Source organism: Nocardia sp. SYP-A9097 (assembly GCF_009649815.1).
Lineage (GTDB): Bacteria > Actinomycetota > Actinomycetes > Mycobacteriales > Mycobacteriaceae > Nocardia.
In genome coordinates this window covers 1-14,768 of sequence record NZ_WJIC01000004.1, presented here as the reverse complement: position 1 = coordinate 14,768, position 14,768 = coordinate 1, and the positions used below count along the sequence as shown (strand labels likewise).

Here is a 14,768-nt window from a genome sequence, read left to right as displayed (position 1 = left end):
GAACGGGCCGGAAGCCGGGAAAATCACACATTTCCAGCCCCCTCACCGGACGAAAGGGGCGGGGAGCCCCGCGCGGCGGCGATCATTTGGGAAGATGAAGCGGTGACTTTCTGGCCCGCGCCCCTTGTCCGCACTCCCGTCCACGCCAGCGTGACCCTGCCCGGGTCCAAATCCATTACCAATCGGGCGCTGATCCTCGCCGCGCTGGCGGATCGGCCGTCCACCCTCACCGGTGCGCTGCGCAGCCGCGACACCAACCTCATGATCGACGCGCTGCGGGCCATGGGCGCGGGTATCGAGGGCGACGGGGACACCCTCGTCGTCACCCCGCCCGCGGAGTTCACCAGCGCGATGGTGGACTGCGGACTCGCCGGGACGGTCATGCGGTTCCTGCCGTCCGTCGCGGCACTGGCCACCGGCGATGTGGCCTTCGACGGTGATGAGCAGGCGCGGGTCCGGCCGCTCGGCACCATCCTGGACGCCCTGCGCGGGCTCGGCGTCGACATCGACGGGGACGCACTGCCTTTCGTGGTGCACGGTACGGGTGCGCTGCGCGGCGGGCCGGTCACCATCGACGCCTCCGGATCGTCGCAGTTCGTGTCCGGGCTGCTGCTCTCGGCGGCCCGCTTCGAACAGGGCATCACCGTCAATCACGATGGCGCGCCACTGCCCTCGATGCCGCATATCGAGATGACCGTGCAGATGCTGCGCGAGGCCGACGTCCGGGTGGACGCGCCCACCGATCCGCGCAAGGCACAGACCTGGACCGTCTCCCCCGGACCCATTCGGGCCGTGGACTGGGAGATCGAACCGGATCTGTCCAATGCCACCCCGTTCCTGGCCGCGGCGGCCGTCACCGGCGGCGAGGTGAGCATTCCGCACTGGCCGCGGTACACCACCCAGCCCGGCGATGTGATTCGCGAAATCCTGGTGCGCATGGGCGCGGAATGCCGCATCTTCGACGGGATTCTGACCGTGCGCGGCCCGGATCGCCTGGCGGGCATAGATATTGACCTGCACGATGTGGGTGAGCTGACCCCGACCGTGGCAGCCCTTGCGGCACTTGCGGATTCGCCGTCACGACTGCGCGGGATCGCACACCTGCGCGGGCATGAGACCGATCGACTGGCGGCGCTGTCCACCGAGATCAACCGGCTCGGAGGCAAGGTCACCGAGACCGAGGACGGGCTTTCCATCACGCCCGCACCGCTTTCCGGCGGGCAGTGGCACTCCTACGCCGATCACCGCATGGCCACCGCCGGCGCCATCCTGGGCCTGGTGGTGCCCGGTATCGAGATCGAGGACATCGGCACCACCGCCAAGACGCTGCCGAACTTCGTCGGGCTGTGGGAAGACATGCTCGATGGGCAGGGGTCGGGCAACTGAAGCGCCGCGAGTACGACGAGTCCGATGTCCGGATCCGTCCGGGCAAGAGCTCCCGCCCCCGCACCAAAACCCGTCCGCAGCACCTGGATGCGGAGGCGGCCATGGTCGTCTCGGTGGACCGCGGCCGCTGGGGCTGCGTGCTGGACGACGATCCCGAGCATCGGATCGTCGCCATGCGCGCCCGTGAACTCGGGCGCACCCCGATCGTGGTCGGCGATCAGGTCGATCTGGTCGGCGACCTCACCGGCAAGCCGGACACACTCGCACGAATCGTGCGGGTCGCCGAACGCCGAACCGTCTTGCGCCGCACCGCGGATGACACCGATCCGTTCGAACGTATCGTGGTCGGAAATGCCGAACAGCTCTTCATCGTGGTGGCCCTGGCCGACCCGCCGCCACGCACCGGCTTCGTGGAACGCGCCATGGTCGCCGCGTATGTCGGTGGGCTGCAACCGATTCTGTGCCTCACCAAGCACGATCTGGCCGCCGACTCCGAATTCGCCGCCACCTTCGAGGATTTGGATCTCCGCATCGTGTACGGCGGGATCGAGGACCCACTCGAACCGGTGCTGGAAATATTGAACGGGCGCCTCACCGCATTGATCGGACACTCGGGGGTAGGCAAGTCCACTTTGGTGAATCGTCTTGTCCCCGACGCGGATCGAGCCGTCGGCGTGGTCTCCGGTGTCGGCAAGGGCCGGCACACCTCCACCCAATCGGTCGCCCTGCCCCTCGAAGGCGGCGGCTGGGTCGTCGACACCCCGGGCATCCGTTCCTTCGGCCTGGCGCACATCACCCCCGACGACGTCATCGGCGCCTTCTCCGACCTGGCCGACGCCATCGAGGACTGCCCGCGCGGCTGCACCCACCTGGGGCCACCCGCCGATCCCGAATGCGCGCTCGACAATCTGCCCGGTAAAGAGGCCCGGGTGGCGGCAATCCGCTTGCTGCTCACCGCTCTGAACACGAACGACCCCTGGTTCAAAGGCGTCCAGCCCACCGTCTGAACCCAACCGATAAAGCAGCCATACTCGCCATCCACTCAGTGACAGCATGTCCTGCGAATAGGGGGCTTGCGGTCTAGCCTTGACGTGTATGGCGATAGATCAGCCGGACACCCCGGCCTACGCACCACAACCGACGCCACCGCGCCGAATTCGCACCCGGTGGCGCAGTCGAATACGAAACTGGTTACCCCCCAACACAATTCATGAGCCGGACGGGCCGAGGCGCCGGACCGCATGGCGGGAGCGGGCGCGGGCGTTCCGGCAGCGACAGGCAGCGCGGGACCGGCCGATCAAGGCGCGGCTACGACCACGGAATCCCATCCCCGCCGTGGGGCGGGCGCTGGCGCGACGGCCGATCGTCATGCGGAGCGCGCCCGTGGTCGTCCTGCTCGAACGTACGACCCGGCGACTCACCCACGGGCGCATGGGCGTACTCGATCTGGCCGGATTGCCCTCACTCGAATTGACCGTCGCCGGATGGCGCACCGGGCAGCCGCGGACCGTATCGCTGCTGTACGTGCCCGATCTGATCGACCGGAAGATATTCCTGCTCATCGGCTCCAATTGGGGTCAGGCCCGGCATCCATCCTGGTCGGCCAATCTCGGCGCGGCCGATCACGCCGAACTACATGTCGACGGCGAGCGATTCACCGTGAATGTGCGCGCGCTCGAGGGCGTCGACCGGGAGCGCGCCTGGCAGCGCGCCGTCGCATTCTGGCCCGGCTATGTCATGGAACAGCGGTTGGCCGGGAACCGCACTTTCCGCCTCTTCGAACTCACCAGGGCCTGAACGCCCGCCGATAGCTCGACCGCGAACATCGTTGTCGCGGTACGGGATGCGGGCGTTGCCCGAAATCGTTAGATTGCCGGAGTGGAAGACCATGAGCGGGGCGAATACTCGCCGCTCCTAGATGAAGACCTGGGGCCCGGCGCACCGGTAACCCCGGAGGTGCGGGTAGGGCGGAACGACGAGAGCGCGGGCCTGCCCGAGTGCGTGCGCTGCGGACGGCCGGCGGCGCTGTACGTGCGCGCGGTATGGCTGTCCATGCGCGCGGTGCTCAGTGGAGATACCGACGTGGACAAGATAATTCAGGTGAATGCCTGCGGTCCGTGCACCGGCAGCGTCGCGGGCATGATCCTGATCAACTGGGACCCGCGACACTGGGGCGAATCGGTGAACCTCGACTGAGGGATTACATCCCGATGCCGAGCTTGCACCCTTGACCGCCGCTGATACTCGCACTCATCGAAGCGGCGAGGCAGGGAGCCAGGGCGAGGGGAAGCAGCAGCCAACCCGGCTGCTTGATGATGTCCTGAATGGCCAGCTCGACCGAGCCCGAACTGCTACCGCCCGTGGTGACATCGATCTGCTGCAGGGTCGGGGCAGTGGCGGGTTCGGCGGTCGCGGTCGCGGCCCCGCCGATCAGAGCGGTGGCGATGGATGCGGCGGCGACGGCGGCGCGAAGTGTGTGGTGCATGGATTGCCAAGCCTTCCAACAGGTACGGCGAGTGATCAGCGCAGCATATCCATATCTGAAGTAACAATGGTTCAGATCGGTGATACCCGAGAACGAGAACGCCCCGGACCGTGCGGCCCGGGGCGTTCTCAACGTTCGAACATCGAAATCAGCGGCGGCGCTTGGACTTCGGGGCCTTGTCCAGTTTGCCCTGGGAGCGGGCGGCCTCGCGGCGCTCGCGGCGGGTGCCGGAGTTGTCGCCGTCGCCGTACTCCTCGGTGTCGCTGTGGACGGCGCGGTGGCCGCCCTCATCCGGACCCGAGTAGCTGAGCGCGCGGGAGGCGGGCTCGTCGATTCCCTTGGCGCGCAACGCCGCCGGAGCGCCATTCGCGACCGGGATCGCCTCCTCGGTGGGGAGCGGACGGTTGCCGACCGGGGACTGCAGGCCCGCGCCGACCGAGACACCGGTGGGCTGCGGCTGCTGCACCTCGACCTGGAGGTTGAACAGGAAGCCGACCGACTCCTCCTTCAGACCCTCCAGCATCGCGGCGAACATGTCGAAGCCCTCGCGCTGGTACTCGACCAGCGGATCGCGCTGGGCCATGGCGCGCAGGCCGATGCCCTCCTTGAGGTAATCCATCTCGTAGAGGTGCTCACGCCACTTGCGGTCCAGCACCGACAGCAGGATCTGACGCTCGAGGTTGCGCATGCTGCCCTCGCCGGCCAGGCCGTCGATCTCGGCTTCGCGGTTCTCGTAGGAGGCGTGCGCGTCATCGAGAACGGCATCGAGGAGGTCCTCGCGGGACAGCTCGCCGACATCACCATCGGAGTTCTCCGCGGTGAGGTCCTTGTAGTCGATCCCGATGGGGTACAGCGTCTTCAACGCGGTCCACAGCTTGGCCAGATCCCAGTCCTCCACATAGCCCTCGGCGGTCGCGCCGTTGACATAGGCGGTGATCACATCGGTGATCATCTCCTGGACCTGACCCTCCATATCCTCACCATTGAGGATGCGGGCACGCTCGGCGTAGATGACCGTGCGCTGCTGGTTCATCACCTCGTCGTACTTGAGGACGTTCTTGCGGATCTCGAAGTTCTGCTGCTCGACCTGGGTCTGCGCGGATTTGATTGCGCGCGAGACCATTTTGGCCTCGATCGGCACATCATCCGGCAGGTTCAGGCGGGTCATGATCGACTCCAGCGCCGCGCCGTTGAAGCGCCGCATGAGCTCATCACCCAGGGACAGGTAGAAACGGGACTCACCCGGATCACCCTGACGGCCGGAACGACCGCGCAGCTGATTGTCGATACGCCGCGACTCGTGCCGTTCGGTGCCGAGCACGTAGAGACCGCCGGCCTCACGCACCGCCTCGGCATCCTCCTCGGTCTGCTCCTTGACGCGCTCCAGCGCGGGCAGCCAGGCCGCCTCGTACTCGGCCGGGGTATCGACCGGGTCCAGGCCCTGCCGGCGCAGCAGAATGTCGGCGATGATGTCGGCATTGCCGCCGAGCACGATATCGGTACCACGACCGGCCATATTGGTGGCGACGGTGACCGCGCCGGGGCGACCGGCCTCGGCGATGATCTGGGCTTCCTGCTCGTGGAACTTGGCGTTCAGCACCGAATGCGGGATACCGCGCTTGGTGAGCTGCTTGGACAGGTACTCCGAGCGCTCGACCGAGGTGGTGCCGATCAGCACCGGCTGGCCGTTCTCGTGCCGCTCGACAATATCGTCGGCGACCGCGGAGTACTTGGCCTCTTCGGTCTTGTAGATCAGGTCGGACTGGTCAGCGCGGACCATTGCCCGGTTGGTCGGGATCGGCACCACGCCCAGGCCGTAGGTCTGGTGCAGCTCGGCCGCCTCGGTCTCGGCGGTACCGGTCATACCGGACAGCTTGTCGTAGAGGCGGAAGTAGTTCTGCAGCGTGATCGTCGCGAGAGTCTGATTCTCCGGCTGGATCTCGACCGCTTCCTTGGCCTCGATCGCCTGATGCATACCCTCGTTGTAGCGGCGGCCCACCAGGATTCGACCGGTGAACTCGTCGACAATGATGACCTCGCCGTCACGGACGATGTAATCCTTGTCGCGGGAGTACAGCTCCTTCGCCTTGATGGCGTTGTTCAGGTAGCTGACCAGCGGAGAATTCGCGGCCTCATACAGATTGTCGATACCGAGCTGATCCTCGACGAACTCGACGCCCGCCTCATGCACGCCGATGGTGCGCTTCTTGATATCGACCTCGTAGTGCAGGTCCTTCTTCAACAGCGGCGCGATACGCGCGAACTCGGCGTACCACTTCGAAGAGGCATCGGCCGGACCCGAGATGATCAACGGCGTACGCGCCTCGTCGATCAGAATCGAGTCGACCTCGTCGACCACGGCGAAGTTATGGCCGCGCTGCACCAGATCGTCCAGCGAGTGCGTCATATTGTCGCGCAGGTAGTCGAAGCCGAACTCGTTGTTCGTGCCGTAGGTGATATCCGCGCCGTACGCCACGCGACGCTCGGCCGGGGTCATACCGCCCAGGATCACGCCGACCTCGAGACCGAGGAAGCGGTGCACGCGGCCCATCCACTCGGCATCGCGCTTGGCGAGATAGTCGTTGACGGTGACCACGTGCACGCCGTCGCCACTGATGGCGTTCAGGTAGGCGGGCAGCACACAGGTCAGGGTCTTGCCCTCACCGGTCTTCATCTCGGACACATTGCCGATATGCAGGGCCGCGCCGCCCATGATCTGCACCTTGTAGTGCTTCTGATTGAGCACGCGCCAAGACGCCTCGCGGGCGGTGGCGAAGGCCTCCAGGAGCAGCTCGTCGAGGGATTCACCCTCGGCGTAGCGCTCGCGGAACTCCTCGGTCTTGGCTTGCAACTCGGAGTCGGACAGCGCCGCGAACTCCTCGTCCAAGGCGATGACTTCATCCGCCAGGTTCGCAAGCCGCTTGACCGTGCGACCTTCACCAATCCGTAGCAACCTCGAAAGCGTCAGCGCAGGCACGGGTCTTGTAGTCCTCTGGTCGGTGTTGTCGGTAGCCCCCACCAAGGCAGGGAACGTGCGCGCGGACGCGCAATCACTAGCCATGGTAATCCGCGGCCCAGCATAGGCGGCGTCTGATTGCCCTGCGCTTCGCTGCGGGCGGGTTCGCGGGCAGGCGCAGGGAGGTGGATGCCGTGGGAGTCCGGAACCTTCCCTCCCTCCGCTCAGTCCAGAACCCGGACGGGCCGCGAACCATGGCGGGCGATCCATTAGCGAATGACTTTGTGTCCGAGGCTGTTTCAACCCCGCTGGCGTACCATGTACGAAGGTTCGGCACTCGAAGGCCCGGACCGGGGGCGTCGGCTATGACGTGAAATATCGGGCAGTGGCGCCCGGACCGTTCCCCCAGGTGATCGGATTGCGATAGCTTGCCACCAACACCGGCGCGCGCCGCCGACGCCTCAGCGGGGGGACTTCATGCGGGCGCACGGCAGGATTAGGGAGTAGCGGGCAGCGTGATCACCAGACTGACACCGCAGGACGCGTCGTTCTACCGGCTCGAATCGAGCAGCAACCCGATGCATATCGGCTCCCTCGCCATCCTGCGCAATACGGCGCCCACCGGGAATTCCGGGCATGCGCCGCTGGATTACGAAAGCCTGGTTTCACTCGTCGAATCGCGGCTGCCGCTGGTGCCGCTGTACCGGCGCAAAGTGCGGGAGATTCCGTTCGCGCTGGGCCGCCCGGTCTGGGTGGACGATGCGCATTTCGATATCACCTACCACATTCGAAGGTCCGCGTTGCCCGAACCGGGTACCGATGAACAACTGCTCGACCTGGTCGCGAGGCTGGCGTCGCGACCACTGGACAGCACCCGTCCACTATGGGAGATGTACCTCGTCGAAGGTCTGTCCGACGGGCGGTCCGCGATCTTCACCAAAACGCATTCCGCGCTGGTGGACGGGGATTCCGCCCTCGAAATCGGGCATGTGATCCTGGACACCTCAGCCGCTCCACGCGAGGTCGCCGATGACGCCTGGATCGCGCATCGCGAACCCGCCGATCTGGAATTGCTGATCGGGGCGGTGATGCATCTCGCAACCCAGCCTCGTGAGGCCCTCGAAGTGATGCGGCATCACGGGGCCGAGGCATTCGCGGTCGTCGACGCCACCGGTAAAGCCGTACAGAAGATGGTGTCCATGGTGCGGGCCGCCGCGCTCGGCGCACCGGACAGTCCGCTCAATATCCGCACCTCACGCAATCGGCGGGTGGAGGTGGTGCGCACCGATCTCGAGGATTACCGCAAGATCCGCAAGCGCTTCGACTGCTCCATCAATGATGTGATCCTGGCCGTCGTGACGGGGGCGCTGCGCAATTGGCTGCTCTCGCGCGGGCAGGTACTCACCGAGGCCGATACCCTGCGCGCGGTCGTGCCCATGTCCGTGTACTCGGACGCCGCGGAGTTGAAACCGGCGGGCGAGGTCACCCCGCTACTGGTGGATCTGCCGGTGGGCGAACCGAATCCGGTGATCCGCATGTCGCACATCAAACACGCCACCGAGGCGCATTCGCGGCATCAGCGCGGCGTGCAGGCGCGCACGCTCGTGCATATGGCCGGATTCGCTCCGGCGAGCCTGCATGCCATGAGTGTGCGATCAGCGAGTACCTTTGCCGAGCACACGTTCAATCTGGTGATCACCAATGCGCCGGGTCCGCAACAGCCGATGTACATCGGCGGGGCGCGGATGCTGGAGATGTACCCGGTCTCGCCACTGCTGCGCTTTCAGGCATTGAGTATCGGACTCACCTCGTATGACGGGCGGGTCTTCTACGGGCTCACCGCCGACCGCGACGCAATGGCCGATATCGCGGTATTGACCGCTTCGGTGCACGAGTCGATGGAGGAGATGCTCGGTGCCTGCGTCCAGTGAGTCGTCCGGCGTGGCGAAGAAGCTACGCGTGTACGTCCCGGCCACCGTGCCGATGCTGCGGGGACTGGTCGCCGATCGGGAGATCCGGGCCATCAACGACACCGCGTTCGCGGTCACGCCCGCGCTGCGCGAGGCGTACGCCTCCGGGGATGACGATGAACTCGCCGAGGTCGCCATGGCCGAAGCCGCGCGCGCCTCACTGCGATTGCTCGCCGAGGATTCCGCGCTCGACGACAAGGACGCCGACTCCGACGACGACGCGAGCCCCGCGCGCGGGCCGATCTTCCGGCGCGCGGTCATCGCCGCCGATGTGGACGGCACCACCCTGCGCCCCGACCTCGACGACGCTGTAGTCCGACTGTCCGCCGCAATCCCCTACTCCGCCATCGCCTCGGTACACGTCGACCTCGCCGACGCCGAGCCCCAGGTCTCCAAGGCCGTCGACGTCATCGACGCCGCCGACATGGGCGACCCAGACGCCGAATTCGTCCTCGGCGACGCCGAAGACCACCAATTGGCCTGGTACGCAGCCCAAGAACTCCCCTTCCTCCTCGACCTCCTGTAGGAGGAGAAGGCCCCTGCTTTTCTGGGGGTTCGGGGGCGAAGCCCCCAAGACCCAGCGTCAGCTTTCCCTCTTTCCTCTCTGGCAGCGGCACCGTAACCTACGATGCCGTAACCTTGCTGTGACGGCATGCGGCCGGGGTCCGGGAGGGCGTTCGACCGTCGTGCACGCGCACGGTGAGCAGCGACGACGCTGCACCGTGCGGGCATCTGAGGACACTGCGCTGCGAGCGCACGACGACAGGAACGTCCGGGAAAATGGCATCGAAGAGTGGCGGGTTCTCCGTGCGGGGACTCCGGGAATGGCTGGAGGCGCCGGTCGCCGAGGGCGCTACCGCGGGACGCACCAAGATGAACGCGTTGCGTGGTGCGGCGGCGCGGGTCACCACTCCCCTGCTGCCCGATGACTATCTGCATCTGGTGAATCCGCTGTGGTCGGCGCGCGAGTTGCGCGGGCGGATCGTGGCGGTGCGCAAGGAGACCTCGGATTCGGTCACGCTGGTGATCAAGCCGGGCTGGGGTTTCGACTTCAAGTTCGCGCCGGGGCAGTACATCGGTATCGGTGTGCTGGTGCAGGGGCGGTGGCATTGGCGGTCATATTCGCTGACCTGCCCGCCGGATTGGACCGATCCCGAGCACAAGGACAAGCGGCTCATCTCGATTGCCGTGAAGGCCATGCCGGAAGGATTCCTGTCCAGCCACCTTGTCAACGGGGTCGCGGTCGGCAGTGTGGTGCGCCTGGCCGCACCGCAGGGTGGATTCGTGCTCCCCGAGCCGCCGCCTTCGAAGGTGCTGTTCCTGACCGCGGGCTCCGGCATCACTCCGGTGATGGCGATGCTGCGCACCATGGATCGCCGCGAAGTGGTCCCGAATGTGGTGCACGTGCACTCCGCGCGCACTCCCGAAGATGTCATGTTCGGCGAGGACCTGCGCGAATTGCATGACAAGCACCCGGGTTTCACCGCGAACCTGCACTACACGGGCGAGCACGGCAAGTTCGCACTCGCCGATCTGGATGAGCTCGTCCCCGACTGGCGTGAGCGTGACACCTGGGCATGCGGCCCGATCGGCATGCTCGACGAGATCGAAAAGCATTGGGCGGACGCCGATATCGCCGACCAACTGCATGTGGAGCGTTTCGAGATCGAGCGTTCGGCCACCGGCGAGGGCGGCACCGTCACCTTCGCGCGCGCCGGCCGCAGTGTCGAAAGCGACGGCGCCACCACCCTGTTGCAGGCCGGTGAGGGCGCGGGCGTGCAGATGCCGTTCGGCTGCCGCATGGGCATCTGCCAGACCTGCGTGGTGACCATCACCGACGGTCACGTCCGCGATCTGCGCAATGGAAACGAGCGCCGGGCGGGCGACAAGGTGCAAACCTGCATCTCGGCCGCCGCGGGCGATTGCACTCTTGACGTATAACGCACGCATCGGTCGAGGCGTCGGCGCCAGACAACAGCTACCCTCAATGACAAAGCCCCTGCTCCGATAATTTTCCTCCCCCAATCCCATATGTTCGCGGCCCGTCTCGGTTCTGGACTGACTGGAGCGGAGGAGCGGAGGGAGGGAAGGTTCGAGACTCCCCGGGGCCGCGAACCCGCCCGGAGCGCAGCGTAGGCAAATTAGACACGGAGGATCGCCGGTGGCCATCACCGACATCAAGACGTTCGCCCACCTCACCGAGGCGGATATCGAGACCCTGGGTCGGGAGCTCGACACCATCCGCCGCGATGTGGAGCTCTCCCTCGGCGAACGCGACGCGAAGTACATTCGCCGAGTCATCCGTGCGCAGCGTCTGCTCGAGGCCGCGGGCCGCGCGACGCTGTTCGGCAGCCGGAATCGGTGGGCGTGGCTGGGCGGCACCGCGCTGCTGTCGGTCGCGAAGATCATCGAGAATATGGAGCTCGGGCACAACATCAGCCACGGGCAATGGGATTGGATGAACGATCCGGAGATCCACTCCACGTCGTGGGAGTGGGATATGACGGGTTCGTCGTCGCAATGGCAGCGGGCGCACAACTACTCGCACCACACCTATACGAACATCCTCGATATGGATGAGGATCTGGGCTTCGGCATTCTGCGTATGACGCGGGATGAGGAGTGGAAGCCCATCAATCTCGCTCAGCCGGTGGCGAATCTGGTGCTGGCGGCCCTGTTCGAGTGGGGTATCGCGCTGCACGATCTCGATGCCGCCAAGAAACAGATCGGCATTCCGCAGAGCGAATGGTTCTCCGAGCCGACCAAGATTTTCCTGCGCAAGGCCGGTAAGCAGGTCGCGAAGGATTTCGTGATCTATCCGGCGCTCACCGGTCCGGCGTGGAAGTCCACTCTGAAGGCGAATGCGACCGCGAATCTGGTCCGTAATCTCTGGGCGTACGCGGTGATCTTCTGCGGCCACTTCCCCGATGGCGCACAGAAATTCACCGAGGAGCAGTTCGAGAACGAGACGCAGGGCGAATGGTATCTGCGGCAGATGCTGGGTAGCGCCAATTTCGAGGCGGGCCCGACAATGGCGCTGATGAGCGGCAATCTCAGCTTCCAGATCGAGCATCACCTGTTCCCGGATATTCCGAGCAATCGGTACGCCGAGGTATCGGTGAAGGTGAAGGAGCTGTGCGACAAGTACGACCTGCCGTACACCACCGGATCCATTGCCAAGCAATACCTGTTGGCGTTCCGCACCATTCACAAACTGGCGTTGCCGGATCAGTGGCTCAGGCGCACTTCCGATGATGCGCCGGAGACCTCTTCCGAGCGCAAATTCGCCGGTGTCACGCTGCCGCCGCTGCCGTCCATGCCTTCGTTGCAGGATGGTCAGGAGTGGCTGGCCGAGCACAATTGGACGGGCGTGGACCCGGTGACGGGTGAGCGGCGCGGGCTGCGATCGGCGCTGCAGGAGGCCAAGATCGCGCTCAAGGAGAAGGCGCAGTACGAGAAGGAAGTTCTGCGCGAGGCGAAGGTGTCGCTGCAGGAAAAGGCAAGGCACGAAAAGGCTTTGCTGCAGGAGAAGGCCGGGCGGCGACGCTCGCTGAAGGACGTGCTGCGGGGTCGGCGCTAGCAGGTTACGATATCGAACGCAATGCGGCGTTCGACACGTCACGGATTCATATATAGGAAACCTACGGAGCCGTAACCTACGGTACTGTAACTTGCATGGCGATCTCGGATGTCAAGGAATACGCGCACCTCACCCCGGAGGATGTCGAAGCTATCGGTGCGGAGCTCGACACCATCCGCCGCGAAATCGAATCCTCCCGGGGCGAAAGCGATGCGCGATACATCCGCAAGGTGATCCGGCTGCAGCGCGCCCTCGAAATCAGCGGGCGCGGTGCGCTTTTCTTCAGCCTCTTCCCGCCCGCCTGGATCGCGGGCACGGCACTGCTCGGCACGGCCAAGATCATCGAGAATATGGAGATCGGCCATAACGTCATGCACGGCCAGTGGGATTGGATGAACGATCCGGAAATCCACTCCACCTCTTGGGAATGGGACAACGCCGGTCCCTCCGAGCACTGGAAGATCACCCACAATTTCCTGCACCACAAGTACACCAATGTGCTCGGCATGGACGACGATATCGGCTACGGTCTGCTGCGCGTCACCCGCGATCAGCGCTGGAGCCCGTTCTATCTCGGCCAGCCCGTCTACAACCTGCTGCTGCAGAGCTTCTTCGAATACGGCGTCGCCATCCAGCATTTGGAGCTCGGCAAGGTCGCCAAGAAGAAGTGGGCCAAGGACTCCCCCGAATGGAAGCAGTTCGAGGCCGACCGCACCGTCGTACTCAAGAAGATCGGTAAGCAGGCGGGCAAGGATTACCTGCTGTTCCCGCTGCTCACCGGCCCGGCATTCGTCGGCACGCTGACCGCCAACCTGGCCGCGAATGTCATGCGCAATGTGTGGACCAACGCCATCATCTTCTGCGGGCACTTCCCCGATGGCGCGGAGAAGTTCACCAAGCACGATGTACTGAACGAGACCCAGGGCGAGTGGTACCTGCGCCAGATGCTGGGCAGCGCCAATATCTCCGGCGGCAAGCTGCTGCACTTCATGAGCGGCAACCTCAGCCACCAGATCGAACACCACCTCTTCCCGGACCTGCCCTCCAACCGGCTGGCCGATATCGCCGTGCGCGTGCGCGCCATGTGCGACAAGTACGACCTCCCGTACACCACCGGCTCGCTGCCCGTGCAGTACTTCAAGTCGTGGCGCACCATCATGAAGCTGTCGCTGCCGAACAAGTACCTGCGCCGCGGCACCGATGACGCTCCGGAAACCAAGTCGGAGAAGGTCTTCGGCGGTGTCGCCGGCGTCGACCCCAGCACGGGTCGCCGCACGGGCCTGCGCACCGCCCTGGCTCAGGGCCGCAAGCGCCTCGCCCGCCGCGAGCCCGCGATGGCCGGCTGAACCGAATAGCCGAACACAACGCCCCGCCTCTTGCAGGCGGGGCGTTTGTCGTCTCGTCGGAGGCTGCCAGGAATGGGCGGGGTGGGGCCTGGTTCACTGAACGGCGTGTGTGCTGAAGGTCCGATCGCCCCTGATGAATGTCTGAGCGTCTACGACGCCATCCGTCTGCGCCGCGATGTGCGCGCGGAGTTCACCGGGGAGGTTGTGGACGACGGCACGCTGATGCGGATTCTGGAGGCCGCGCATCGGGCTCCGAGTGTCGGCAATTCGATGCCGTGGGATTTCATCGTGATTCGCGATCCGGCGATGCTGAGCAAGTTCGCCGATCATGTGGCGGACAAGCGCCGCGAATTCAACGACGCCCTGCCCTCGGATCGGTCCGAGACCTTCAATCCGATCAAGATCGAGGGAATCACCGAGTCCGGCACCGGCATCGTGGTCACCCACAATCAGGCGCGCGGCGGCACGCATGTGCTGGGCCGGGCGACCGTCCCCGAAACCGGTATCTACTCAACGATTCTCGCCATCCAGAACCTGTGGTTGGCCGCCACCGCCGAGAACGTAGGCGTCGGCTGGGTGAGCTTCTACGACACCCCCGTCCTGGCCGATCTCCTGAACCTCCCCGACCACATCAAACCGGTCGCATGGCTCTGTGTAGGCCCGGTCCACGAATTCCAGCAGATCCCCGACCTGGAACGCTTCGGCTGGCGCACCCGCCGCCCCCTGGAAGAAGCCATCCACTGGGAGCGCTTCACCCCCGGCGACTCCCCCGAGTAGCCAACCCCGAAACCCCCGAGAACAAAGAACACCGCACGCCGACCCGGACATGCGATCACCGGGAACTGACCGTTGGCACCTACGGCTTGGGTTCAAGGGTTCGATGCAACAGGGTTGTCTGGGTTCGACAGTAGTTGGTCCAGTACTTGTGCGGGGGTGCGGTAGTTGTAGCGTTTGCGGGGGCGGGTGTTGAGTTGGGCGGCGACGTAGTCGAGGTAGTCGGCGGGGAAGATCGACAGGTCGGTGCCTTTGGGAAAGTATTGGCGCA

Annotated in this window: 12 protein-coding genes and 1 pseudogene; 10 read left to right on the top strand and 3 right to left on the bottom strand. The window is 65.3% G+C overall.

Annotated elements, in window-relative coordinates:
• The first annotated feature begins 102 nt into the window (after nt 1–102).
• From aroA to GFY24_RS10145, 4 genes are all read left to right on the top strand, one after another.
• Nucleotides 103–1,386: a 3-phosphoshikimate 1-carboxyvinyltransferase gene (gene aroA / locus GFY24_RS10160; RefSeq protein ID WP_309230689.1), complete on the top strand. Its 1,284-nt coding sequence runs from the start codon at nt 103–105 to the stop codon at nt 1,384–1,386.
• On the top strand, nt 1,347–2,393 hold the full coding sequence (rsgA, locus tag GFY24_RS10155; RefSeq protein WP_309230688.1) for a ribosome small subunit-dependent GTPase A: 1,047 nt from the start codon (nt 1,347–1,349) through the stop codon (nt 2,391–2,393). The genes aroA and rsgA overlap by 40 nt, the downstream gene beginning before the upstream one ends.
• A gap of 328 nt (nt 2,394–2,721) precedes the next feature.
• Nucleotides 2,722–3,183: a nitroreductase family deazaflavin-dependent oxidoreductase gene (locus GFY24_RS10150; protein WP_309230687.1), complete on the top strand. Its 462-nt coding sequence runs from the start codon at nt 2,722–2,724 to the stop codon at nt 3,181–3,183.
• 81 nt (nt 3,184–3,264) lie between these two features.
• Nucleotides 3,265–3,582, top strand: a complete 318-nt coding sequence (locus GFY24_RS10145; RefSeq protein WP_153804782.1) for a hypothetical protein — start codon at nt 3,265–3,267, stop codon at nt 3,580–3,582.
• Between the two features lie 4 nt (nt 3,583–3,586).
• Here the strand turns inward: GFY24_RS10145 and GFY24_RS10140 are convergent, their stop codons facing one another.
• Nucleotides 3,587–3,871, bottom strand: coding sequence for a hypothetical protein (locus GFY24_RS10140; protein ID WP_153804781.1), 285 nt, complete (start codon nt 3,869–3,871; stop codon nt 3,587–3,589).
• A gap of 148 nt (nt 3,872–4,019) precedes the next feature.
• Nucleotides 4,020–6,848 (bottom strand): preprotein translocase subunit SecA, encoded by a 2,829-nt coding sequence (gene secA / locus GFY24_RS10135; RefSeq protein WP_309230686.1) that lies wholly within the window; start codon nt 6,846–6,848, stop codon nt 4,020–4,022.
• A gap of 494 nt (nt 6,849–7,342) precedes the next feature.
• On the opposite strand from secA, the gene GFY24_RS10130 reads away from it, so the two are divergent.
• The 6 genes from GFY24_RS10130 to bluB all read left to right on the top strand — a co-directional run bounded on the left by GFY24_RS10130 (nt 7,343) and on the right by bluB (nt 14,500).
• The gene (locus tag GFY24_RS10130) at nt 7,343–8,758 is read left to right on the top strand and encodes a wax ester/triacylglycerol synthase family O-acyltransferase (protein ID WP_309230685.1); all 1,416 of its coding nucleotides are present in this window, start codon (nt 7,343–7,345) and stop codon (nt 8,756–8,758) included.
• Between the two features lie 52 nt (nt 8,759–8,810).
• Nucleotides 8,811–9,323 (top strand): DUF6912 family protein, encoded by a 513-nt coding sequence (locus GFY24_RS10125; RefSeq protein WP_153805142.1) that lies wholly within the window; start codon nt 8,811–8,813, stop codon nt 9,321–9,323.
• 254 nt (nt 9,324–9,577) lie between these two features.
• Complete coding sequence (locus tag GFY24_RS10120) at nt 9,578–10,738, top strand: ferredoxin reductase (protein ID WP_153804779.1); 1,161 nt, start codon at nt 9,578–9,580, stop codon at nt 10,736–10,738.
• Between the two features lie 220 nt (nt 10,739–10,958).
• The gene (locus GFY24_RS10115) at nt 10,959–12,377 is read left to right on the top strand and encodes a fatty acid desaturase (protein ID WP_309230684.1); all 1,419 of its coding nucleotides are present in this window, start codon (nt 10,959–10,961) and stop codon (nt 12,375–12,377) included.
• A 95-nt stretch (nt 12,378–12,472) separates the two neighbouring features.
• Nucleotides 12,473–13,723 carry an acyl-CoA desaturase gene (locus GFY24_RS10110; protein WP_153804777.1) on the top strand — a complete coding sequence of 417 codons (1,251 nt, stop codon included), beginning with the start codon at nt 12,473–12,475 and terminating at the stop codon, nt 13,721–13,723.
• Between the two features lie 141 nt (nt 13,724–13,864).
• Complete coding sequence (gene bluB, locus GFY24_RS10105; RefSeq protein ID WP_194852837.1) at nt 13,865–14,500, top strand: 5,6-dimethylbenzimidazole synthase; 636 nt, start codon at nt 13,865–13,867, stop codon at nt 14,498–14,500.
• Nucleotides 14,501–14,592: 92 nt separating this feature from the next.
• Here bluB and GFY24_RS41050 read toward each other — a convergent pair.
• Nucleotides 14,593–14,768 (bottom strand): annotated as a pseudogene (locus GFY24_RS41050) (IS30 family transposase); the annotation flags it as partial.